The 22,362-nt window shown below is 58.1% G+C and carries 22 protein-coding genes; 7 read left to right on the forward strand and 15 right to left on the reverse strand.

Annotated elements, in window-relative coordinates:
• The first annotated feature begins 9 nt into the window (after nucleotides 1-9).
• Nucleotides 10-1,248 (forward strand): HD-GYP domain-containing protein, encoded by a 1,239-nt coding sequence (locus tag AC1DV6_RS11725; RefSeq protein ID WP_477977689.1) that lies wholly within the window; start codon nucleotides 10-12, stop codon nucleotides 1,246-1,248.
• A gap of 87 nt (nucleotides 1,249-1,335) precedes the next feature.
• On the opposite strand, the gene AC1DV6_RS11730 is transcribed toward AC1DV6_RS11725, so the two are convergent.
• From AC1DV6_RS11730 to AC1DV6_RS11745, 4 genes are all read right to left on the reverse strand, one after another.
• Complete coding sequence (locus tag AC1DV6_RS11730; RefSeq protein WP_477977644.1) at nucleotides 1,336-2,610, reverse strand: acyl-CoA dehydrogenase family protein; 1,275 nt, start codon at nucleotides 2,608-2,610, stop codon at nucleotides 1,336-1,338.
• A gap of 43 nt (nucleotides 2,611-2,653) precedes the next feature.
• Complete coding sequence (locus tag AC1DV6_RS11735) at nucleotides 2,654-3,739, reverse strand: phosphotransferase family protein (RefSeq protein WP_477977645.1); 1,086 nt, start codon at nucleotides 3,737-3,739, stop codon at nucleotides 2,654-2,656.
• A gap of 15 nt (nucleotides 3,740-3,754) precedes the next feature.
• Nucleotides 3,755-4,474 (reverse strand): Crp/Fnr family transcriptional regulator, encoded by a 720-nt coding sequence (locus AC1DV6_RS11740; RefSeq protein WP_477977646.1) that lies wholly within the window; start codon nucleotides 4,472-4,474, stop codon nucleotides 3,755-3,757.
• A gap of 119 nt (nucleotides 4,475-4,593) precedes the next feature.
• The gene (locus tag AC1DV6_RS11745; RefSeq protein WP_477977647.1) at nucleotides 4,594-6,114 is read right to left on the reverse strand and encodes a 3-hydroxyacyl-CoA dehydrogenase; all 1,521 of its coding nucleotides are present in this window, start codon (nucleotides 6,112-6,114) and stop codon (nucleotides 4,594-4,596) included.
• 140 nt (nucleotides 6,115-6,254) lie between these two features.
• On the opposite strand from AC1DV6_RS11745, the gene AC1DV6_RS11750 reads away from it, so the two are divergent.
• Complete coding sequence (locus AC1DV6_RS11750; protein ID WP_477977648.1) at nucleotides 6,255-8,288, forward strand: type IV pilus assembly protein FimV; 2,034 nt, start codon at nucleotides 6,255-6,257, stop codon at nucleotides 8,286-8,288.
• Between the two features lie 12 nt (nucleotides 8,289-8,300).
• On the opposite strand, the gene AC1DV6_RS11755 is transcribed toward AC1DV6_RS11750, so the two are convergent.
• Genes AC1DV6_RS11755 through lexA form a run of 3 tightly spaced genes read right to left on the reverse strand, consistent with a single transcriptional unit; the run spans nucleotide 8,301 to nucleotide 10,370 of the window.
• Entirely contained in the window at nucleotides 8,301-9,308 is a 1,008-nt protein-coding gene (locus tag AC1DV6_RS11755; RefSeq protein WP_477977649.1) for a D-2-hydroxyacid dehydrogenase family protein, read from the reverse strand.
• A 47-nt stretch (nucleotides 9,309-9,355) separates the two neighbouring features.
• Nucleotides 9,356-9,673: a hypothetical protein gene (locus tag AC1DV6_RS11760; RefSeq protein ID WP_477977650.1), complete on the reverse strand. Its 318-nt coding sequence runs from the start codon at nucleotides 9,671-9,673 to the stop codon at nucleotides 9,356-9,358.
• 22 nt (nucleotides 9,674-9,695) lie between these two features.
• Entirely contained in the window at nucleotides 9,696-10,370 is a 675-nt protein-coding gene (lexA, locus tag AC1DV6_RS11765) for a transcriptional repressor LexA (RefSeq protein WP_477977651.1), read from the reverse strand.
• 109 nt (nucleotides 10,371-10,479) lie between these two features.
• Here lexA and AC1DV6_RS11770 point away from each other — a divergent pair, with 109 nt between their 5' ends.
• The gene (locus tag AC1DV6_RS11770; RefSeq protein ID WP_477977652.1) at nucleotides 10,480-11,460 is read left to right on the forward strand and encodes an asparaginase; all 981 of its coding nucleotides are present in this window, start codon (nucleotides 10,480-10,482) and stop codon (nucleotides 11,458-11,460) included.
• A gap of 20 nt (nucleotides 11,461-11,480) precedes the next feature.
• On the opposite strand, the gene adk is transcribed toward AC1DV6_RS11770, so the two are convergent.
• The 6 genes from adk to AC1DV6_RS11800 form a co-directional block, all read right to left on the reverse strand.
• Nucleotides 11,481-12,137, reverse strand: a complete 657-nt coding sequence (adk, locus tag AC1DV6_RS11775) for an adenylate kinase (protein WP_477977653.1) — start codon at nucleotides 12,135-12,137, stop codon at nucleotides 11,481-11,483.
• 120 nt (nucleotides 12,138-12,257) lie between these two features.
• A complete protein-coding gene (gene kdsB / locus AC1DV6_RS11780; protein WP_477977654.1) occupies nucleotides 12,258-13,019 on the reverse strand; it encodes a 3-deoxy-manno-octulosonate cytidylyltransferase in 762 nt (253 codons plus the stop codon).
• A 10-nt stretch (nucleotides 13,020-13,029) separates the two neighbouring features.
• Nucleotides 13,030-13,212 carry a Trm112 family protein gene (locus AC1DV6_RS11785; RefSeq protein WP_477977655.1) on the reverse strand — a complete coding sequence of 61 codons (183 nt, stop codon included), beginning with the start codon at nucleotides 13,210-13,212 and terminating at the stop codon, nucleotides 13,030-13,032.
• On the reverse strand, nucleotides 13,193-14,290 hold the full coding sequence (gene lpxK, locus AC1DV6_RS11790) for a tetraacyldisaccharide 4'-kinase (protein WP_477977656.1): 1,098 nt from the start codon (nucleotides 14,288-14,290) through the stop codon (nucleotides 13,193-13,195). The genes AC1DV6_RS11785 and lpxK overlap by 20 nt, the downstream gene beginning before the upstream one ends.
• A 5-nt stretch (nucleotides 14,291-14,295) precedes the next feature.
• Nucleotides 14,296-14,724, reverse strand: coding sequence for an ExbD/TolR family protein (locus AC1DV6_RS11795; protein WP_477977657.1), 429 nt, complete (start codon nucleotides 14,722-14,724; stop codon nucleotides 14,296-14,298).
• 12 nt (nucleotides 14,725-14,736) lie between these two features.
• Nucleotides 14,737-15,366, reverse strand: coding sequence for a MotA/TolQ/ExbB proton channel family protein (locus AC1DV6_RS11800; protein WP_477977658.1), 630 nt, complete (start codon nucleotides 15,364-15,366; stop codon nucleotides 14,737-14,739).
• Nucleotides 15,367-15,652: 286 nt separating this feature from the next.
• On the opposite strand from AC1DV6_RS11800, the gene xseA reads away from it, so the two are divergent.
• Both xseA and AC1DV6_RS11810 read left to right on the forward strand, forming a co-directional pair.
• The gene (gene xseA / locus AC1DV6_RS11805; RefSeq protein ID WP_477977659.1) at nucleotides 15,653-16,951 is read left to right on the forward strand and encodes an exodeoxyribonuclease VII large subunit; all 1,299 of its coding nucleotides are present in this window, start codon (nucleotides 15,653-15,655) and stop codon (nucleotides 16,949-16,951) included.
• Nucleotides 16,952-16,995: 44 nt separating this feature from the next.
• Nucleotides 16,996-17,577, forward strand: coding sequence for a superoxide dismutase (locus tag AC1DV6_RS11810; RefSeq protein WP_477977690.1), 582 nt, complete (start codon nucleotides 16,996-16,998; stop codon nucleotides 17,575-17,577).
• A gap of 58 nt (nucleotides 17,578-17,635) precedes the next feature.
• Here the strand turns inward: AC1DV6_RS11810 and AC1DV6_RS11815 are convergent, their stop codons facing one another.
• Nucleotides 17,636-18,088, reverse strand: a complete 453-nt coding sequence (locus tag AC1DV6_RS11815) for a DUF192 domain-containing protein (RefSeq protein WP_477977660.1) — start codon at nucleotides 18,086-18,088, stop codon at nucleotides 17,636-17,638.
• Nucleotides 18,089-18,157: 69 nt separating this feature from the next.
• Nucleotides 18,158-18,448 carry a cell envelope biogenesis protein TolA gene (locus tag AC1DV6_RS11820; RefSeq protein ID WP_477977661.1) on the reverse strand — a complete coding sequence of 97 codons (291 nt, stop codon included), beginning with the start codon at nucleotides 18,446-18,448 and terminating at the stop codon, nucleotides 18,158-18,160.
• 186 nt (nucleotides 18,449-18,634) lie between these two features.
• Between AC1DV6_RS11820 and icd the strand changes: the two genes are divergently transcribed.
• The gene (icd, locus tag AC1DV6_RS11825) at nucleotides 18,635-19,894 is read left to right on the forward strand and encodes an NADP-dependent isocitrate dehydrogenase (RefSeq protein ID WP_477977691.1); all 1,260 of its coding nucleotides are present in this window, start codon (nucleotides 18,635-18,637) and stop codon (nucleotides 19,892-19,894) included.
• 105 nt (nucleotides 19,895-19,999) lie between these two features.
• Entirely contained in the window at nucleotides 20,000-22,237 is a 2,238-nt protein-coding gene (locus tag AC1DV6_RS11830; RefSeq protein ID WP_477977662.1) for an NADP-dependent isocitrate dehydrogenase, read from the forward strand.
• The last annotated feature ends 125 nt before the right edge of the window (nucleotides 22,238-22,362 follow it).

Raw genomic sequence — 22,362 nt, forward strand, 5'->3', positions numbered from 1 at the left:
TCCGCGGACATGCTGAAAAAAATCCACGTCGATCAGTTGACGCTGGGCATGCATCTCAAAGAGTTTTGCGGCTCCTGGATGGAGCATCCTTTTTGGCGCACCGGTTTTGTACTCACTGACTCCAAGGACCTCGTGACCATTCGCGCCAGCGCGATCAAGGAAGTCTGGATCGATTGCGACAAGGGCAAGGATGTTGCAGAAGGGGAGAAGGCCGTTTCCGAGGCGGAGTCCGAGGCCCAGGTTGAGGCTGAGTTGCAACAGGTGATGGAAACCACGCGTGAAGTGGCTCCGTCGACTACTGCGGACGAGCTGGAGCGCGCTGCCAAGATTTGCTTCCAGTCCAAGCGCGCCATGATCTCCATGTTTGAAGAAGCGCGTATGGGCAAGGCGGTGGATACCGGCGGCGCCCGCAAGCTGGTCGAAGAGATCAACGACTCCGTGGTACGCAACCCGGGCGCGTTGATCAGTTTGGCTCGGCTCAAAAGCGCTGACGATTACACCTATATGCACTCAGTGGCCGTTTGCGCGATGATGGTGGCGCTGTCCAAGCAATTGGGACTGACAGAGGAGCAAACGCGCTCCGCTGGTCTTGCTGGCCTGATGCACGATCTCGGAAAGGCCATGATGCCCATGGAGGTCCTGAACAAGCCGGGCAAGCTGACAGATGCAGAGTTCGCCATCATCAAGTCGCACCCGGAAGAGGGCTACAAGCTATTGCTCACGGGCGATGATGTGGATCCCATGGTGTTGGATGTCTGTCTGCATCACCATGAAAAGACCGACGGCTCTGGCTATCCCAAGGGCCTGAAGGCCGATGAAATCAGCCTGTTTGCCAAGATGGGTGCGGTGTGCGATGTGTACGACGCCATTACCTCCAACCGGCCTTACAAGGTGGGTTGGGACCCTGCGGAATCGCTGCGCAAGATGGCGGAATGGGCCAATGGCCACTTTGATGGAAAAGTGTTCCAGGCCTTCGTCAAGAGCTTGGGTATTTATCCAATCGGTTCGCTGGTGATGCTGAGTTCCGGGCGTCTGGGCGTGGTGGTGGAGCAAACCACCAAATCCCTGACCACGCCTTGTGTCAAAGTGTTCTTCTCTACCAAATCCAATATGCGCATCACCCCTGTGGTTGTGGATTTATCCAGGGTAACCAACGGCGAAAAAATAGCCAGCCGGGAAGACCCGGCCAAATGGAATTTTGCAGATTTGAATGAGCTGTGGTCGGGGCAGACTGATATCAATAAGTGAGCCGGACGCCCGTCGGGAGTGCGTAAGTAGCTATTAATTCAATAGCAAATAGCGCTGCCACCCAAGCCAGGTGGCAGCGGATTTTTCTCAAGAGCCACGTGTAATCGGCATTTCCACTTCTTTTGGATTGACCGCGTACTTGCCCAGTTCCAGCTTGGCAATGGCATTGCGGTGCACTTCATCCGGACCATCGGCAAAGCGCAATGTGCGCGCGCTGGTGTAGCTGTAGGCCAGCGGGAAGTCGTCGGACATACCACCCCCGCCGTGCACTTGCATCGCCCAGTCGATCACCTGGCATGCCATGCTCGGCGCCACTACTTTGATCATTGCAATCTCGTTCTTGGCGAACTTGTTGCCGCCCATGTCCATCATCCAGGCTGCCTTGAGTGTCAACAGGCGTGCCATGTCGATCTTGCAGCGCGCTTCGGCGATGCGCTCTTGCGTGACGGTTTGCGCGGCGACTGTTTTGCCAAAAGCTATGCGGCTGGAAGCGCGTTTGCACATCAGCTCCAGCGCACGCTCAGCCAGGCCGATCAGGCGCATGCAATGGTGGATGCGACCGGGGCCAAGGCGACCTTGCGCGATCTCGAAGCCGCGGCCTTCACCCAGCAGGATGTTATCCACCGGCACGCGCACGTTCTCGAACAGCATCTCCATGTGTCCATGTGGCGCATCGTCGTAGCCAAATACGGTGAGCGGGCGCACGACGGTGACGCCCTTGGTGTCGGCGGGCACCAGTACCATGCTTTGCTGGGAGTGGCGAGGCGCTTCCGGGTCGGTCTTGCCCATGGTGATATAGATGGCGCAGCGTGGGTCGCCCGCACCGGAGATCCACCACTTGCGGCCGTTGATCACGTACTCGTCGCCCTGGCGCTCGATGCGGGTGGCGATGTTGGTGGCATCGCTGGAGGCTACATCGGGTTCGGTCATCGCAAACGCGGAGCGGATCTTGCCTTCGAGCAGGGGCTTCAACCAACGCGCCTTGTTCTCTTCAGAGCCGTAGCGGGCGATGGTCTCCATGTTGCCTGTGTCGGGGGCCGAACAGTTGAACACCTCGCTGGACCACATGACGCGGCCCATGATTTCGGCCAATGGCGCGTACTCCTGGTTGGTCAGGCCTGCACCGTGGTAGCCAGAAGCTTCAGCGCTGTCCACTGGCAGGAACAGGTTCCACAAACCGGCGGCTTGCGCCTTGGGCTTGAGGTTTTCAATCGTTTGCAACGGTGTCCAGCGTTTGCCCGCAGCCGTGTTAGCTGTGATCTCGTCGTGGTACGCCTTCTCCGCCGGGTAGATGTGCTCGTCCATGAACTTTTGCAGGCGTGCCTGAAGCTCTTTGGTCTTGGGGGAATAGTCAAAGTCCATGGGGTCTCCGTTGGTGTTTTAGGTGTTGCGTGTTGAGTTGGGCTTAGGCTTGCTGCGCAAATTTCCAGGCCATCTGTGCGAGGGGCCTTGCGCCCGATGCCGAGCTGACGGCCTGTGCGCTGGACGCGGTTCCGGCTTCCACGCGCTTGGCAATGCCTTGCAGGATGGCCGCAATGCGGAACATGTTGTAGGCCATGTAGAAATTCCAGTCCGCTTTAAGTTGCTCAGGCCGGGCGAGGCCCGTGCGGTCGCAGTATTTGCGGATGTATTCGTCCTCGGAGGGAATGCCCAAGGCCGCAAAGTCCAGCCCGCCAATGCCACGGAACGAACCGGGCGGGATATGCCAGGCCATGCAGTGGTAGCTAAAGTCGGCCAGCGGGTGACCCAGCGTTGACAGCTCCCAGTCCAGAATCGCAATGACCTTGGGGCTCTCGGCATCAAACATCAGGTTGTCGAGGCGGTAGTCACCGTGGACTACGCTCACCATGCTGTCATCCCGGGCCATCGCGGGGATGTTCTGCGGCAGCCATTCCATCAGTTTGTCCATCTCAGGGATGGGCTGCGTGATGGATGCAACGTACTGTTTGCTCCATCGTCCAATCTGGCGCTCGAAATAATTGCCCGGCTTGCCATAGCCCGCGAGGCCGCGCTCGGCGAACTTGACGGTATGCAGCGCCGAGATCACGCGGTTCATTTCGTCGTAGATGGCTCCGCGTTCGGAAGGTGTCATGCCAGGTAAAGCCTGATCCCACAACACGCGGCCCTGCATGAACTCCATCACGTAGAAAGCACGGCCAATAATGGATTCGTCTTCGCACAGACAGTACATCTGCGGCACCGGAACGCCAGTTCCATGCAGGCCACCCATCACCGCAAATTCGCGCTCTACCGCATGGGCAGAAGGCAGCAGCTTGGCGACCGGCCCCGGCTTGGCGCGCATTACGTAACTCTTGCTGGGCGTGATCAGTTTGTAGGTGGGGTTGGACTGGCCACCCTTGAACATCTCCACGCTCAATGGGCCTTCAAAGCCCTGAAGGTTCTGCTTCAACCAGGTGGTCAGTGCGGTGGTGTCGAATGCATGCTTGTCGGAGACCGCGCGGGTTCCAACAAAGTGGTCAAAGTCGCTCATGGGAATAGGGCTCGCTCAATTGTCGGATTCAATGATGCGCATCAGTGCAACGCGGTCGCGGATGACCAAACCACCTGGCTCAATGCGGATGACATCCTCACGCTCCATGGACTTGAGCTCCTGGTTCACACGCTGGCGCGATGCGCCCAGCAACTGGGCCAGCTCTTCTTGTGCCAGATGCAAGCCAATGCGCACCTCGCTGCCGTCGCTCAAAGAAGGCACTCCGTAGCTGCGCACCAGATGCAGCAATTGCTTGGCCAATCGGGCGCGCAAGGGCAGGGTGTTGAGGTCTTCCACCAAACCGTAGAGCTGACGAATGCGGCGCGCATGCAGGCGTAACAGCGCTTCGTACAACTCGACGTGCGACGCAAGAATCTTCTTGAAGTCGGCCTTGGCTACGCACAGGATGGTGCTGTCGCCGTGCGCGTAGGCATCGTGCGTGCGCCGATCGCCGTCGAAGATCGACACATCGCCAAACCAGATGCCTGGTTCCACATAGGTCAGTGTGATCTGCTTGCCCGAGATCGACGTAGAGCTCACGCGTACCGCGCCCTTGGCGCAGGCGATCCACTCCTCTGGCGGTTCGCCGCGCGCAGTGATCAGGTCGCCATCCTTGTAGCGTTTGACGTAGGCACATCGCAGAATGTCGTGTTTGAGGGAGGGTGAGAGTGAAGAAAACCAGCGGCCCGCATTGATTGCGGCGCGTTCTTCGATGTTAAGAATGGGTTCGTCCATGGCCTGTCTTTTGGGTGACTTGGTGCGTTGCGATTAACCCTTGCATTGTCACTCCGGCGACCCACCCCCGCGCAAGTGTTTGTCACTTGCGCGTCTAGGGACGTTCTGCCCCCAACTGTTTAGTCTTCTTCGTGCAGCAGACTCAAACCAATCGCGCCGCGCCTGCGCAGCCAAGGGCTGGGGCGGTAGCGCTGGTCGCCGTAGACGGTTTGCATGTTGAACAACACTTCCAGCACATTGGTGGGACCATACAGGTTTCCCATTGCCAATGGCCCCAACGGATATCCCAAGCCCAGCGTGACTGCGGTTTCGAGATCCATCGGTGTGCAAATGCCTTGTTGGCACATGTCACTGGCGATGTTGACGATGTTGGCCACTACACGTTGGGTCACAAAGCCGCCGCTGTCACGGATCACGCTGACCGCCTTGCCGTCTCGTGCGAACAGCGCATGGGCTGCATTGCGCATGTCGGCGCGGGTGGCGGGGTTGGTGGCCAGAACGCGCCGTTTGGTCGTGGCGTCATCAATCAGCATGTCGATGCCAACAGTGCGGGCGGGGTCTAGTCGTTCGACTACGGCCACGGTGGTGACGTCAAAGCCCAGCGGTGCCACCAGTGTCAGTGCGATGGGGGAAGGAGACTGTCCGGTTTCGATTTTTGCGCCCAGGTTCTTCAGCAGCATCAACAATTCAACGCGGCGCGCAGCCCGTGGCGACAACCAAACGGGGGGCATCTCATCCACCACGGGCACAGGTGGCTCTGCGGTGGTCTGCGCTGCGCCGTCGACATATCGGTAAAAACCATGCCCCACTTTGCGTCCGGTAAGCCCGCCCGCCAAACGCTGCGCGGTAATGACGCTGGGGCGGTAACGTGCTTCTTCGTAGTACTGGTGGTAGATCGACTCCATCACCGGGTGCGATACATCGAGTCCGGTCAGGTCCATCAATTCAAACGGACCAATCTTGAAGCCTGCGTGTTCACGCAGGATGCGGTCTACCGTAGCAAAGTCGGCGACTCCTTCTGACACCAGACGCAGGGCCTCGGTGCCGTAACCGCGCCCCGCGTGGTTGACGATGAAGCCCGGTGTGTCCTGTGCCTGTACCGGCTTGTGCCCCATGTCCTTTGCGTATTGGTGCAAGGCCGCAGTGGTGTCGGTACTGGTGTGCAACCCGGCAATCACTTCCACCACCTTCATGACGGGCACGGGATTGAAAAAATGAAACCCGGCAAACCGCTCGGGGTGTCGCATGCCGGCTGCCAGGGCCGTGATCGACAGGGAAGACGTGTTGCTGGCGAGTACCGCGCCAGAGGGCAAGATATCTTCCAGCGCAGCAAACAAGCTGCGCTTGGCCTGCAGGTCTTCCACCACAGCCTCGATGACCAGTTCGCATGGAGCCAATTCTTGCAAAGTGCTAACGTAGCGAACGCGTGCGACATAGGTTTGCAACATGTCGGCGCTGATGCGCTCTTTATCGAGCTGGCGCTGCCATTGCTGTTGCAATTGCGTTTGCGCGGTCTGCAAGGCCAGGGGATTTGCGTCGTACACGGTAACCAGGCTACCGGCTTGGGCGGCAATTTGTGCGATGCCCCGGCCCATGGCCCCGGCGCCCACTATGCCAATGGATGTGAAGTGTGCTGTCATGGTGCAATTATCGCGGCGGGAGTTGCGCCGAGCTTCCCCGGTTTTTCCCGAAATGACCAATCAGACTCTGATTGGACGGTAATCAGGCGCAAAGACCGCAAAATGGTGTGCGAAAATGAACGCAACACATGAATCCCCGCTTGACGATCAAACTTTGGACGCTGGGCGTCGTTGCGCTTTGCGCAGCCTCCGGAAGTGACGCCCTGACATTGGGCCGAGCACGCAGTACGGCGCTTCTCGGTCAACCACTGGAGGTGTCTGTCTCCGTGCAATCCGCGCCAGACGAAGCGCTTTCGGCAGAGTGCTTCGAGGCGGAGGTGTACTACGGTGACAACCGCCAAGACGCATCGCGGGTCCGAGTCAATGTCTCGGAAACTTCGACAGGGCAGCTGCTATCGGTCAAAGTGACTTCCTATGCCGCCGTCGACGAGCCTGTTGTCACCGTCTATCTGCGTGGGGGCTGTGGTCAGAAGACGACCCGCAAATACGTGCTTCTGGCCGATATGGCCAGCGAGCCTGTGGCGGTTGTGCAGGCGCCCATGGCGTCGCCAACTGTGCGGGCAACCAATCCCGCGCCTGTGGCCACACTGGCGACGGCTGCCAGCCCGGTGCAGCCCGCTTCTGTTCCCCAAAGCACTGACACCTCAACAGCAGCGAAGAAGCCCCGTGCGCAAACCAGGGTATCGGCCAACGCCATGCGCTCGTCAGACAGTTTGTCGGCCCACGCGCCTGGTGCAGTCAAGAAGCCGCGCCTGAAACTGGCGGCTATTGATTTGACAGAGCGGGACCCGGTTTTGCGGTTGAGCAATGAGTTGCTCAACACCCCGCAGGAAGATTTGCAAAAGCGGGCGGAGGCCATCGCTACCTGGCGCGCACTCAACGCGACGGCGCAAGACGTTTTGAACGAGCAGACGCGTATGCACGCGGTGGACGTGGACCTGAAGTCCCTGCGCGAGCAAACGGCCAAGAACCAGGCGCAGCTACTCGAATTGGGTGGGCGGCTTGAAAAGGCCGAGGCGCAGCGTTATGCCAACCCTTTGGTTTATGGACTGCTTCTGTTATTGCTGGCACTGGTGACCGGTCTTGCTTGGGCATGGAAGCGGCTGCGGGATGCGAATGTAGACCCTTATCCGTGGTGGAGCGGCGGCTCGGACAGCGTGCACGGTGCGCACGAAGACTCCGGTTTGCACCTCCCCGTTCACGATACCGTAGACAGTCCACACTCCAGGATAGAAGCGCAGCCGACGTATTCGGAAAAAACAGTGGCCTACACAGCACAGGCACCACAGCAGCGTGTCAGTTCAGTTGACATCGACATTGACGTGGATCTAGAAATGGGTCCGTCAGTGTTTGCGCCGGTGGCCCGTAACGATCTCCCACCATTGCCGCCGCAACCCGGCATGGTGGCAACCGATAAGCCCAAAGCCGAGCCGGGGGCACGCGATTTTGCGCACAGTGTGGCAGGCACCTTGCGGGCAATCAACAGCCAAGAGCTGCTGGATGTGCGTCAGCAAGCGGATTTCTTCATGACTCTGGGGCAATACGAAGACGCCATTCATTTGCTGGAAGCCGATATCAAGGACAGCGGAGAATCCAACCCGCTTGTCTACCTCGATTTGCTGAAAATCCTGCACACGCTCAGTCGTAAGGAAGCGTTTGAACGGTATCGCAAGGAATTCAACATCCTTTTTACCGGAGAGGTTCCCGAGTACGTCACGTTCAGCCAGTCTGGTAGCCGGCTGGATCAGTACCCCGACGTGTGCAGAGAGATCACCGAGGCGTGGCACACTACCGCCGCTTTGGAGGTCATTGAGCGCTATCTGGTCAAGTCAAAGGACGCCAACCAGCAGCTGCACTTTGACCTGGAGGCCTATCGTGATCTGCTGATGCTGCATGGTGTGGCTGGCCGCGTAGAAGGGCTGTCTGATTCGCTGCTGGCGCCATTCAGTGCGTCCAAGGCGGTGTCGACCGCCACCGCTAACCATGCTGATGGCATCACCTACGATCCGCCTGCGACCCACGAAGTCGGTGCAGACACTGTGCCTCTGCCAGCCATAAGCAGTTCGGTACATGGTGATGTTGATCTGAATCTGGACAGTGCAAGCCAGAATTTGATTGATTTTGAAGTGTCCGGCTTCTCCAATACCGGCAGCCCAAATACGCGAAAAATATAGCGCCGACAGGCACTAACGCCGTACCTGCAGGGCACCCGGGTTGACGATGTTGGTGGGTGTGCCACGGATGAAGTTGACCACATTGTCAAACGCATGTCCGAAATACATTTCGTAGCTGTCCTTCTCCACATAGCCAATGTGGGGCGTACAAATACAGTTTTCCAAGCGCAAAAGTGCGTGGCCCTGCAGGATGGGCTCTGTCTCGAATACGTCAATCGCGGCCATCCCGGGCCGCCCGCGGTTCAGTGCACCAATCATGGCGTCGGTTTCAATCAGCTCGGAGCGTGATGTGTTCACCAGCAGGGCAGTGGGCTTCATTAAACTGAGATCAGCTTGCTTGACGATTCCTGAAGTGCTTTCGTTCAGCCGAAGGTGTAGTGACAAGACGTCGCATTCACTGAAAAATTCTTCACGGCTGGCCGCGGCTTCGTAGCCATCCTGCTGCGCCTTCTCGCGCGATGCCTCACTGCCCCAGATGAGGACCCGCATGCCAAAGGCGCGGCCATAGCCCGCAACCAGCTGCCCGATCTTTCCATAACCCCAGATACCGATGGTCTTGCCTTGGAGCACATTGCCCAGTCCAAAATTGGCGGGCATGGAGCCGGCCTTTAAGCCTGCTTGCTGCCAGACGCCATGCTTGAGATTCCCGATGTAATGGGGCAAACGGCGCATACCCGCAAGAACCAAGGCCCAAGTCAACTCAGCCGGTGCTACCGGTGAGCCTATGCCTTCGGCAACAGCAATGCCACGCTCGGTACAGGCATTTACATCAATGTGGCTGCCTGCGCGACCCGTCTGGGAAATGAGTTTGAGTTTAGGCAGCTTTTCAATCAGCTGCCGGGTGATGTGGGTGCGTTCCCGGATCAGAACAACAATGTCTGCATCCTTCAAACGTATCGATAACTGGCCCAATCCCTTGACGGTATTGGTGTAAACCTTGGCTTGGTAGGCCTCCAGCCTGGAGGCACACTCCAGTTTGCGTACAGCATCCTGGTAGTCATCAAGAATCACAATATTCATGCGTGCCATTGTGCCCTGTCAGGCAGACGTGGCCCGCTGAATATGTGTCAGGACATTGCAGCTTCGCAGGCGGCGAGGCGATCCAACTCGGCGCAGACATCGGCCATGCGGCCGGAGATGACCATCCTGCCTACACAGGTGCGTTGCTGACCGGGTTCCATCACGCGCAATACACGCAAGGGCTTGATGGAGGCGTCGCTGGCAGGAGATGTGCGCTTTGGGAGTGCAAACGGAGCAGGATTTACGCGTATGCGCTGAATCGGCAGGCACACCGCCCCGTGGCTAGCTGAAGAATCCAGCAGCGCGCGCGTCATCACCTGGAAACCAGCGGACACACGGCGCAGGGCATAGAGGGCAAGATTCATGGCGTTCATGGCAGGGGGTCTTTCACATCAGCATCGTGTTGCGAATCAGGCCTACAGCGAGGCCTTCGATCTCGAAGGGCTCGCCGGGCTCGACCACGATGGTTTGGTAATCCGGGTTTTCGGGGTGCAGTTCAATCAGGTGCTTGTTGCGCCGAAAGCGTTTGACGGTGACTTCCTCACCTAACCGGGCTACAACAATCTGGCCATTTTTCGCGTCTTTGGTGGCCTGCACCGCCAGCAGATCGCCATCCATGATGCCAGCGTCGCGCATGGACATGCCGCGCACCTTCAGCAGGTAGTCCGGCTTGCGCTGGAACAAGCTGTTTTCGACATAGTAGGTCTGGTCCACATGTTCCTGCGCGAGAATGGGCGAACCTGCAGCAACGCGCCCAATCAGCGGCAGAGCCAGTTGGGCCAAGCCAGGCAAAGGCAGGGAAAATTGTTTGATGCGAGATTCATGGATGGAGCGCAAGGTGTCACTGCGCAGCCGGATGCCCCGAGAGGTGCCGCTGACCAGCTCGATCACGCCCTTACGTGCCAAGGCCTGCAAATGCTCTTCAGCGGCATTGGCGGACTTGAAACCGAGCTCATTGGCGATTTCGGCGCGTGTAGGAGGCGCTCCGGTGCGCGCAATGGCACTCTGGATCAGGTCCAGAATCTGTTGTTGCCTGGCGGTCAGTTTGGGGCTCTCTAGCATGGTGACTCCTTAGGTTGGGTCGGCTCTGGCAGATTGGAAACACTGTTATCACATCCAGTAACTGTATTTTTAACCAGTTAAATTATTTTTGCAAGTGGGTAGCTCAAAAATGTCATTGAAAGTCGTTTTTTTGGGGATGGGAGGCACGATTGCCGGCACCGCAACCGAAGCTGGGGACAACGTCGGCTACAAGTCGGGCCAACTGGACCTGACCCAAGTTCTGGGGCGGGTTCCAGGCTTGCAGGCGGCTCTATCAGGGGATACCTTGCATTGTGAGCAGGTGGCCAACGTCGACAGCAAGGACATGGAGTTCGGCGATTGGCGCCGACTGGCACAGCGCGTCTCTGAACATCTGGCCTCGCACGATGTCCGTTCCGTGGTCATTACCCATGGGACCGACACTTTGGAGGAAACGGCGTTCTTTTTAGCCAGTGTGCTTCCCGCGGATTTGTTGGCGCAGAAAGTCGTGGTGCTGACCTGCGCCATGCGGCCTGCCAGTGCCCATTCGCCTGATGGTCCACAAAACCTGTTGGATGCCGTGGCTGTTGCCCGAGCCGCCGGGGCGGCGGGGGTGCTGGTTGTGTGTGCTGGCACGGTGCACGGCGCGCGCGATGTGCAGAAGGTGCATCCCTACCGATTGAATGCGTTTGATTCGGGTGACGCGGGGCCATTGGCCTATGTCGAAGAAGGGCGGGTGCGGCAAGTGCGGGCTTGGGAGCGTTCGTTGCCAGCTATGCGTTTCACCATTCCAGTCAACGTGACAGCCGAATGGCCACGCGTAGATATTGTGGTGAGCCATGCGGGTGCTACTGCCGCCATCGTGCATGCGTTGATGGCGCAGGTGCCAGAAGCCACTGCTCCGCTGCGTGGGTTGGTGGTTGCAGGCACAGGCAATGGGACAGTGCATAAGGCATTGGACGAAGCTCTGCGCCATGCACAATCCAAAGGGATCCGGGTGGTCCGGTCCACACGGTGTGCATGGGGTGCTATCGTTGCCGCAAGCGGAGCCACAGAGGCATTGCCGCACTTTGACGGACTTTCGCCCGTCAAGTCACGGATTGCGCTGATGCTGGAGTTGCTGTGCCCGTAAAACGGGCAAGCGGGTACTGATTAGCTGGACAGAGCCGCGAATACGCTGGCCGTGATGGCGTTGACATCGCCCAGTCCGCTGACGGCACGGTATTTCGGCGCCTTGTCCGGATCCTGCTTGGCCCAGCTGGAGTAGTACTCCACCAATGGCCGTGTTTGGGCGCTGTACACGTCCAAGCGTTTTTTCACTGTCTCTTCCTTGTCGTCTTCGCGCTGCACCAAAGGCTCGCCAGTGACGTCGTCAACGCCTGCGACCTTGGGCGGGTTGAACTTGACGTGGTAAGTGCGGCCCGATGCTGGGTGCGAGCGGCGACCACTCATGCGTTCGATGATGGCCTCAAACGGCACATCAATTTCCACGACGTAGTCGAGCACCACGCCAGCGGCTTTCATTGCGTCGGCCTGGGGGATGGTGCGCGGAAATCCGTCAAACAGGAAACCTTTGGCGCAATCTGGTTGTGTCAGACGTTCTTTCACCAGATTGATGATCAGCCCGTCGCTGACCAGACCGCCCGAATCCATGATGCCCTTGGCTTCCAGGCCCAGCGGTGTGCCAGCCTTGACGGCAGCGCGCAGCATGTCGCCAGTGGAGATCTGAGGAATGCCATATTTTTGACAAATGAATGTGGCCTGCGTGCCTTTGCCAGCGCCTGGCGCGCCCAACAATATCAGTCTCATGGAATCCCTCGGAAAGTCAAAATCTGTGATGCGTTGCGGCACCGCAATGGTGCGCTGCAGATGGAGTCAGGGGGCAAGAATAGCATGCGCGGCCTGCCTCCCAACTTACAAATGGACGCTCTACGTCTTAAACAAGTTACGTACCCGTTCCAGGTCTTCTGGTGTGTCTACTCCGGGCCCGGGTACATGCAGTGTTGAGTGCACTGCAATCCGGTAGCCATGCCACAGCGCGCGCAGCTGCTCCAGTGACTCGGTGACCTCCAGCGGCGACACCGCCAGCTTGGGAAATTGCCGTAAAAAATGCACGCGATAGGAATAAATACCGATATGCCGCAAAGGTGCCGGTTGCGGTAATGTATGTACGCCTTGCCCATTGCCATCGCGCCACCACGGGATAGGCGCACGGCTGAAATACAGCGCCAGGCCATCCGCCTGCGCGACCACCTTGACGACATTGGGGTTTGCAAAATCCGTCACTGTGTCTATTGCATGTGCGGCTGTACCCATGGCAGCTTGGGGATGGGTGGTCAGTAAATCCGCGACTGCCTGCACCAGCGCCGGGTCCATCAGTGGCTCATCGCCTTGCACATTGACGACGATATCGTCATCCGGCAAGCCCAAAATCTCGCAGGCTTGCGCCAGACGGTCGCTGCCGGATGCGTGGTTCACGTCGGTCAGGATGGCTTCAATGCCGTGCTGGCAGCAGGCGTCCACAATCAACGGACTGTCTGCTGCAACCACGATGCGCGTGTCTGCTTTCATGCCAGATTGCACCCGTTGCGCCACGCGCACAACCATCGGCAAACCGGCGATGTCAGCGAGCGGCTTGTTAGGCAAGCGGCTGGAGCCCAGCCGGGCAGGGATCAGAACGGTAAAAGCCATGCTGCGAACGTCAGACTTCGAGTTCGGCGTCGGTCAGCGTGCGGGCTTCGTTTTCCAGCAGTATGGGGATACCGTCGCGCACCGGATAGGCGAGGCGCGCGCTGCGCGAAACCAGCTCTTGCTGTTCGCGGTTGTATTCCAGTGGCCCCTTGGTCACGGGGCACACCAGCAGTTCAAGTAATCGGGTGTCCATGGGGTGATGATAACTTTGCGTCGGGTGTTTTTTCTGACCAGGTATCGACATGGGCATCCAACGCCACCCAAAACGCGGGCTCAGCCGTCTGAATCAGCGGCACGGCCAATGCAGAAGGATCTTTGGCCCACAGCTTGGCAGCATCTTTTTCGGTACAAATCAGCTGGTAGCGCGCATCAAATGTGCGTGAGTAGCTATGAAAATCATAGTGATCCGGGAGCGCCACCGTATCCGCCAACGTGAAGCCCCTGGTGCGCAGCATGTCAAAAAAAGCGTCGGGCCGTGCAATACCTGCCAGCGCAACACAGGGCAGGGCGTGCGGTTGCATCAATTGGTCCAGCGGTACCTGACTACCATCAGAGCGCAGTGCATAGTTCGCCAACGTGCGGGTCGCGCGAAAACCAGGCAGTTTCGCTTGCCCGGATGTGTGCAGCACCAGCAAGCGGGAATCGTGCTGGCCAGAGCGTGCGCAGGCGCGCCGCGGCCAGGGCTCGCGCAAAGGACCGGCCGGGAGCAGCCAGCCATTGCCGATACCGCGTTCATCGAACACACAGACTTCTAGATCCCGGAACAATTGCAAATGCTGCAGACCGTCATCGCAGAGAATGATGCTGGTCTCCGGGTATTCAGCCAGCAAAGCCGTAGCGGCCGCATGGCGGGTGGGCGCCACGAAGACCGGAAGCCCAGTGATGCGGTGGACCAACAAGGGTTCGTCGCCGACCTCCTCGGGACTGGCGCTCGCAAATACCTCACGGCAGTCTGTACCGTGGCGGCCGTAACCTCTTGATACCAGACCGACCTTGAATTCGCGCGCAGTAAGGTGTTGTGCCAGCGCGATCGTGGTGGGCGTTTTGCCTGCGCCACCGGCGACAACATTGCCTACGACGATCACACGAACCGGTGCCCGAAGCACGCGGCGGATGCCTGTGCGATAAAGGACGTGTCGCAGTGCCACCAGCGCGCCATGCAACCGCGCTATAGGCCACAGTGCGCTGGCCAAAAGTCCGCGGCCTGTCCAGGCGCGCTGTATTCGCTGCCCCAGTCCGAGGCCTTGTTTACCAGGCGGTTGCCCAGCCATGGGCCTTACTTGCCTCCTGCGCCCGAAGACGACTGGGTAGCGAAGGTGATCTGGTTCAGGCCCGCACGGCGTGCTGCTTCCATCACCGTCACGACAGCCTGGTGCTTGGCGTTGGCGTCTGCGCTGATGATGACCACGGTGTCTTTGGCACCTTTGGCGAATTCGGTCATGGCCTTGGCAACGCCTTCGGGCGAATGACCAGCAACCAGATTGCGGTTGATGCTGTAGCTGCCATCCGCTGCGACTGAGACGATCAGCTCCTTGGGGTACTCCTTGGGCGACTGGGTGTCCGCCACAGGGAGCGTGAGCTGGATTTCTGTGAACTTGCTGTAGGTGGTCGACAGCATCAGAAAAATCAGCACGACCAGTAGCACGTCAATGAACGGGATCAGATTGATCTCGGGTTCTTCCTTGGCCTTGGGTCGGAAATTCATGGGGAGTTGAATTTACTGAGGACGCAGGGACTTCAGGTGGCGCACCAACCGTTCGGCCGAGAGTTCCAGCGTCAGCAAATAGGCGTCGACGCGACCACGAAAGTAGCGCCAGAAAATCAGCGAAGGGATTGCAACGATCAGGCCGAACGCTGTGTTGTACAGCGCGATCGAAATACCATGCGCGAGCTGTGCCGGGTTGCCGCCGGTGGCACCGCCAGGCGCCTGCGAGCCGAAAATTTCAATCATGCCCACCACGGTGCCGAACAGGCCCATCAACGGGGCTGCGGAGGCTATTGTCGCCAGAGCGCTCAGGTACTGGTCCAGCCGCTGTGCAACCACACGCCCAGCGCCTTCCATCGTGGCGCGCAAATCGGCTTCCGGGCAGCGGGGGTCATTGTTTAGCGCGCGCAGGCCGCTGGCCAGCACCTCGCCCAAAGCGGAGTTCTTTTCCAGTTGCGCCACAACATCTGGCGCGGGCACGCCTTTGCGGGTGACGCCGATGACTTCATCGAGTAGTTTTGGGGGGGCAACCTTGCTGGTTTTCAGACTGACAAACCGTTCAATCACAATGGCCAGAGCCAGAATGGAGCAGGCAACCAAAGGCCAAATGGGCCAACCTGCAGCTTGTATGATGGAAAACAAATGTCGGCTCCTGGGGGATGGAAAGCTTTGCGATTATGGCCCACGCCGCCGTGCGCAAAACCCACAAAACTTGTGGATAACTTTGTGCAAAACCTGCGTTGCGCGTGCGACTATGCAGCATTCATCACATGTTTTGACGGTTTGATGACATTTTCAGCAGCAAAAAAACAAATGAAATCAACAATCTCCAACGATAACCCGTGCGTTGGCGCAGTGCCGTCTTGCGAAAATGGAAGGGTGCTCGGAATGCGGAGCACTTCAAAGGGAGCACGCTGTGGCGGATGAGATGAAATTGGGCGCTCAGTCGCGCATCTGGCGCGTGGGCGCGTTGTGCCAGGCCATTGCGAATGTGTTGGACGCGCGTTTCAACCCGGTCAGCGTGGAAGGGGAAGTCACTGGCTTCACACGCGCCGCCAGTGGGCACTGCTATTTCACCTTGCGTGATGACACAGGACAGTTGCGCTGTGCGATGTTTCGGCGCGCGGCCAGCTTGCTGGATTTTCAGCCGCGCGATGGCGACAAGGTGGAGTTGCGCGGTACGCTGGGTGTCTATGAAGCCCGAGGGGAATTGCAACTCGTGGTCGAGTCCATGCGCCGTGCAGGGCAGGGCAGCTTGTTTGAGCAGTTCCTGGCGCGCAAGGCCAAGCTGGAGCACGAAGGTCTGTTTGACGCCTCACGTAAGCAGGCGTTGCCTGTTTGTCCGCGTGGCATTGGCGTGGTCACATCACTGGGTGCAGCGGCGCTGCACGATGTGGTGACGGCCTTGCAGCGGCGTGTGCCGCATTTGCCGGTGGTGATCGCGCCGGCATCGGTGCAGGGGGACGCTGCGCCTGCCGAATTGGTGCGAGCGCTACAGAGTTTGTTCGCCATGGTCGCCACGGCGGATGCAAACAGCGCCGTGCACATCGATGTCATTCTGCTGGTGCGAGGTGGCGGCGCGATGGAGGATTTGTGGGCCTTTAACGATGAGGCGCTGGCCAGAGTCATTGCACAAAGCCCGGTACCGGTGGTTTGTGGAGTGGGGCACGAAACTGACTTCACGATCGCCGACTTCGTTGCGGACTTGCGCGCGCCTACGCCGACGGCAGCCGCCGAGCTGGTGGCCCGTCCTCAAGCCCAGTGGGCCGAGCTTTTGGATTCGATGCACGAGCGTCTGGACGACGCTGTGCTGCGCAAACTGGATCGTCAGTCGCAGCGCCTGGATCTTGCTGTCTCACGGCTAGGCCGCCCGTCGGGCTTTGCGATGCGCCATCGCTTGTCTCTGCAATCGCTGGCCCAGCGCCTGGGACCGGCGGCTCGCATGGGGTGGGCCAGTGATCTGCAATCCTGGCAAAAGTTGCAATTGACGCTTTCGACTGCCCGAGATAATGCATTGCGCGCGCAAAGCGACCAATTGGACCGCATGGGCTGGCAGTTAGAGGGGTTGGACCCTGCTGCGGTGCTGGATCGCGGATACGCCTGGCTCACCGACTTGAATGGAAAAACGGTGAGTACGGTGGCACAAGTACAGACAGGGGCTCTGTTAAAGGCTACCCTCTCTGATGGCGTGGTTGATCTACAGGTTGCGGATCAAGCCTCGAATTAATTCCTACAATCACCCTGTTGCAACCCATCAAAGAAGAGGAAATCATGGAACATACCTTGCCCCCCTTGCCTTACGCGATTGACGCGCTGGCTCCCGCTTATTCGAAGGAAACGCTGGAGTTCCACCACGGAAAGCACCACAACGCCTACGTCGTCAATCTCAACAACCTGCAAAAGGGAACCGAGTTTGAGAGCATGGCTCTGGAAGACATCATCAAGAAGTCCAGCGGCGGCATTTACAACAATTCCGCGCAAATCTGGAACCACACCTTTTTCTGGAACTGCATGAAGCCCAATGGCGGTGGCGAACCCACAGGCGCATTGGCTGCTGCGATTACCGCAAAGTGGGGCAGCTATGCTGCATTCAAGGAGGCTTTCGTGAAGTCTGCTGTCGGCAACTTCGGTTCCGGCTGGACCTGGCTGGTCAAGAAGGCCGATGGCTCGGTAGATATCGTCAATATGGGCGCCGCCGGCACACCGCTGACGACTGCTGACAAAGCGTTGCTGACCGTTGACGTATGGGAGCATGCCTACTACATCGACTACCGCAATATGCGCCCCAAGTTCGTGGAAACCTTCCTCGACAAGCTGGTGAACTGGTCTTTTGCGGAAGCTAACTTCGCCTGAATCTCCTAATTTGGTTGAAATGAAAAACCGACCCATGGGTCGGTTTTTTTATGCCGGGTTATTTGCCAGAGAACGGTGTGCCTGACAGCTTGGCCCCGGCCTTGATGCCTTTTTTGGCAAACCAGCCTTGGTTCATTTCCAACACATAACGCACAGGCTTGAGCGAGCAATGCGATTCCGTGGTTTGCGGCTTCATGTCCGCTAGGTTCACGATGGTCCCGTCGTCTGCGATGAACGCAGCCGTCAATGGAAGCAGCGTGTTCTTCATCCAGAAGCATTGCTGCACCGGCGACTCAAACACAAACAACATGCCTTCGCTTTGCGGCATCTCTTTGCGGAACATCAAACCTATCGTGTGCTGTTCGGGTGTCAGCGCAAGCTGGGTATCGATTTGGTAAATGCCGGCACCCAGAACAATGCGCTGCAGATTGGTTTGTGGGAGTTGCTGGGCATGGCCGGGCAAGGCCGCAAAAAAGGCCAACAGGCTGGCGAATAAAAAATGCTTTTTCATGGTGACATTGTCCACCAGCCATGAAAAATGCCCGCCAAGGCGGGCATTTTCTGACGAGGTGGCTTCGTCTTATTTCTTGGCTTCAGCAGCTTTTGCAGCGGCTTTGGCTTTCTTGGCTTCAGCCTTGGCCTTGCGGGCAGCGGCCCGTTCTTCCTTGGCCTTCTTGGCTGCAGCAGCCTTTTCGGCTTTGGCATCTGGCTTGGCTACGGGGGCAGCGGCAGCTGCAGGAGCGGCAGCCGGAGCAGGGGCAGCAACTGGGGCAGGCGCTGGTTTGGCGGGGGCCGCTGCTGGCGCCGCGGTTTGGGCAAATGCGCCCATGGAAACGGTGGCAGCAACGAGTGTGGCGAGAAGCTTGTTCATGTTCGAATTCCCCAATAAGTAGTAGGTAAAACCTGTGTTTCCGTAGCTGGACTCACGCTTCCACAACGATAGGTGCGCCTAGCCGGTTGACAGAATACAGTAATTTTTTTGGGGCTAGAATTCATTTAGCTACTGAAAGCTTTGCCTTTCGCAGATAAGCCAGATCCACAAAATTCTCGGAGACAGATTCCCATGTACCAGCACATCAAGGTTCCCGCCGGAGGGGAAAAAATCACCGTCAATGTCGACATGTCATTGAATGTACCCAACGAACCCATCGTTCCGTTCATCGAAGGCGATGGCACTGGCATGGACATCACGCCGGTGATGCTGAAGGTGGTGGACGCTGCAGTTGCCAAGGCCTACGGCGGCAAGAAGAAGATCCACTGGATGGAGGTCTATGCCGGTGAAAAATCCACCAAGGTGTACGGCCCCGATGTGTGGCTGCCCGAAGAAACCCTGGCCGCACTGCGTGAGTATGTGGTGTCCATTAAAGGCCCACTGACCACTCCCGTGGGCGGCGGTATCCGTTCGTTGAACGTGGCATTGCGCCAGGAACTGGATCTGTACGTCTGCTTGCGCCCGGTGCAGTACTTTGCTGGCGTGCCCTCGCCAGTGAAAGAGCCGCACAAGACCAATATGGTGATCTTCCGTGAGAACTCGGAAGACATCTATGCAGGTATTGAATTCGAAGCCGAAAGCGACAAGGCCAAGAAGCTGATCAAGTTCTTGCAGGATGAGATGGGCGTCAAGAAAATCCGCTTTCCCAATACTTCGGGTATCGGCGTCAAGCCGGTTTCCCGCGAAGGTACCGAGCGTCTGGTGCGCAAGGCGATTCAGTACGCGGTAGACAACGACAAGCCCAGTGTGACCATCGTCCACAAAGGCAACATCATGAAGTACACCGAAGGTGGTTTCCGTGACTGGGCCTACAACCTGGCACAAAAGGAATTTGGTGCTGAGCTGATCGATGGCGGCCCATGGTGCAAATTCAAGAGCCCGAAGTCGGGCAAGGACATCATCATCAAGGACAGCATCGCTGACGCTTTCCTACAGCAAATCCTGTTGCGTCCTGCTGAGTACAGCGTGATTGCCACACTGAACCTGAATGGTGACTACATCTCCGATGCGCTTGCCGCGCAAGTCGGAGGCATTGGCATTGCGCCAGGCGCCAACATGTCTGACTCGGTGGCTTGCTTTGAAGCCACCCACGGTACTGCGCCAAAGTACGCAGGCAAAGACTATGTAAATCCCGGCTCTGAAATCCTGTCGGCTGAAATGATGCTGCGTCACATGGGCTGGATCGAAGCCGCGGACTTGATCATCAGCGCGATGGAGAAATCCATCAAAAGCAAAAAAGTGACTTACGACTTCGCCCGACTGATGGAAGGTGCGACTCAAGTGAGCTGCTCTGGCTTCGGTCAGGTCATGATCGACCATATGTAAGACGTGATGCGTCGTCAGCCCGGATTCGGCGACTCGACGCAAAGCTGAGCCGCTCGGGCACCATGTCCTAGCGGCCTTCTTCCTATCAATTTTTGGAGACAAAAGATGAGCAACCAGCAACCCACCATCATCTACACCCTGACCGATGAAGCGCCACGCCTGGCGACAGCATCATTTTTGCCTGTCGTGCGTGCTTTCGCAGCCCCTGCAGGCATCACTTTTGCGGAAGCAGATATCTCGGTGGCAGCCCGTGTTCTGGGTGAGTTCCCCGAAAGCCTGAAGGAAAACCAAAGGCTGCCAAATACTTTGGCCGAGCTTGGGAAGAAGACTTTGCAAGCTGATGCCAACATCATCAAGCTGCCCAACATCAGCGCCTCGGTAGGCCAGTTGCAGGCCTGTATCAAGGAACTTCAGTCCAAGGGCTACGCCGTACCAGACTACCCTGAAGCACCCAAAACCGACGAAGAAAAGGCAATCCGTGCCCGCTATTCCCGCTGCATCGGCTCGGCAGTAAACCCCGTGCTGCGCGAAGGTAACTCGGATCGCCGCGCCCCCAAGGCCGTAAAGGAATACGCCCGCAAGAACCCGCACAGCATGGCCGAGTGGAGCCAGGCTTCGCAGTCACACGTGTCGCACATGCATGCGGGTGACTTCTATCACGGCGAAAAATCAATCACCCTGGACCGCGCCCGCGACGTCAAGATGGAGCTGATCACGAAGAGCGGCCAGACCATCGTGCTCAAGCCCAAGGTGTCGCTGCTGGACCGTGAGGTTGTTGACAGCATGTTCATGAGCAAGAAAGCATTGCTGGAGTTTTACGAAAAAGAAATCGAAGACGCGCGCAAGACCGGTGTGATGTTCTCGCTGCACGTCAAAGCCACCATGATGAAGGTATCGCACCCCATCGTGTTTGGCCACTGCGTCCGGATCTTCTACAAGGATGCGTTTGAGAAGCACGGCAGCCTGTTCAAGGAACTGGGTGTCAATGTCAACAACGGCATGGCCGACTTATACGCCAAGATCGCCAGCCTGCCACAAAGCAAGCAGGACGAGATAAAGCGGGACCTGCACGCCTGCCACGAGCACCGCCCCGAGCTGGCCATGGTGGACTCTGCCAAAGGCATCACCAACTTCCACTCGCCCAACGACATTATTGTGGATGCCTCCATGCCCGCGATGATCCGCAATGGCGGCAAGATGTGGGATGCCAACGGTCGCCTGAAGGATGTGAAGGCCGTGATGCCCGAATCCACTTTTGCCCGTATTTATCAGGAGATCATCAACTTCTGCAAATGGCATGGCAACTTCGATCCCAAGACCATGGGTACCGTGCCCAACGTAGGCTTGATGGCGCAGCAGGCCGAGGAATACGGCTCGCACGACAAGACTTTCGAGATTACCGAAGACGGTGTGGCCAACATCACCGACTTGGCGACTGGCGAAGTGCTGTTGAGCCAGAACGTGGAAGTCGGCGATATCTGGCGCATGTGCCAGGTCAAAGACGCAGCGATTCGCGACTGGGTCAAGCTGGCCGTTAACCGTGCACGCAACTCCGGCATGCCAGTCGTGTTTTGGCTTGATCAGTACCGCCCACACGAGGCTCAACTGATCACCAAGGTCAAGATGTACTTGCACGAGCATGACACCACGGGTCTGGACATCCAGATCATGAGCCAAGTGCGTGCCATGCGCTACACGCTGGAACGCGTGATCCGTGGCCTGGACACTATCAGCGCCACTGGCAATATCCTGCGCGACTACCTGACTGACCTATTCCCCATCATGGAACTGGGCACCTCAGCCAAGATGCTGTCCATCGTGCCTTTGATGGCTGGTGGCGGTATGTACGAAACCGGTGCTGGTGGCTCCGCCCCCAAGCATGTGCAGCAATTGGTCGAAGAAAACCACCTGCGGTGGGATTCGCTGGGCGAGTTTCTGGCATTGGCGGTATCGCTGGAAGATTTGGGTTTAAAGACGGGCAATGCCAAGGCCAAAGCGCTGGCGCAAACGCTGGATGCGGCGACGGGTAAATTGCTGGATAACAACAAGAATCCGTCTCCCAAGACAGGTCAGCTCGACAACCGCGGCAGCCAGTTTTACCTGGCTTTGTACTGGGCCCAGGAGCTGGCGGAGCAGACTGGCGATGCCGCTTTGGCCAAACAGTTTGCACCGCTGGCAAAACAATTGGCCGATAACGAGCAAGCCATCGTTGCTGAGTTAGCAGCCGTACAGGGCAAGCCCGCTGACATTGGCGGTTACTACCTACCCGATACGGCCAAGCTGGACACTGTGATGCGCCCAAGCAAGACTTTCAACGCCGCGCTAGCGACGATGAAGGCCTGACGAACACCAGTCAGCACGCACCGCATGGTGCGCAGGCTTGTCAAAACCGCCGCTGGCCGCAGGGTCACTGGCGGTTTTTTTATCTGCATGGCTTGAATGTGGCCAGATTGGCGCCACTTCGGAGG

The sequence above is a fragment of the Rhodoferax sp. P2_H8_2 genome (assembly GCF_056403235.1).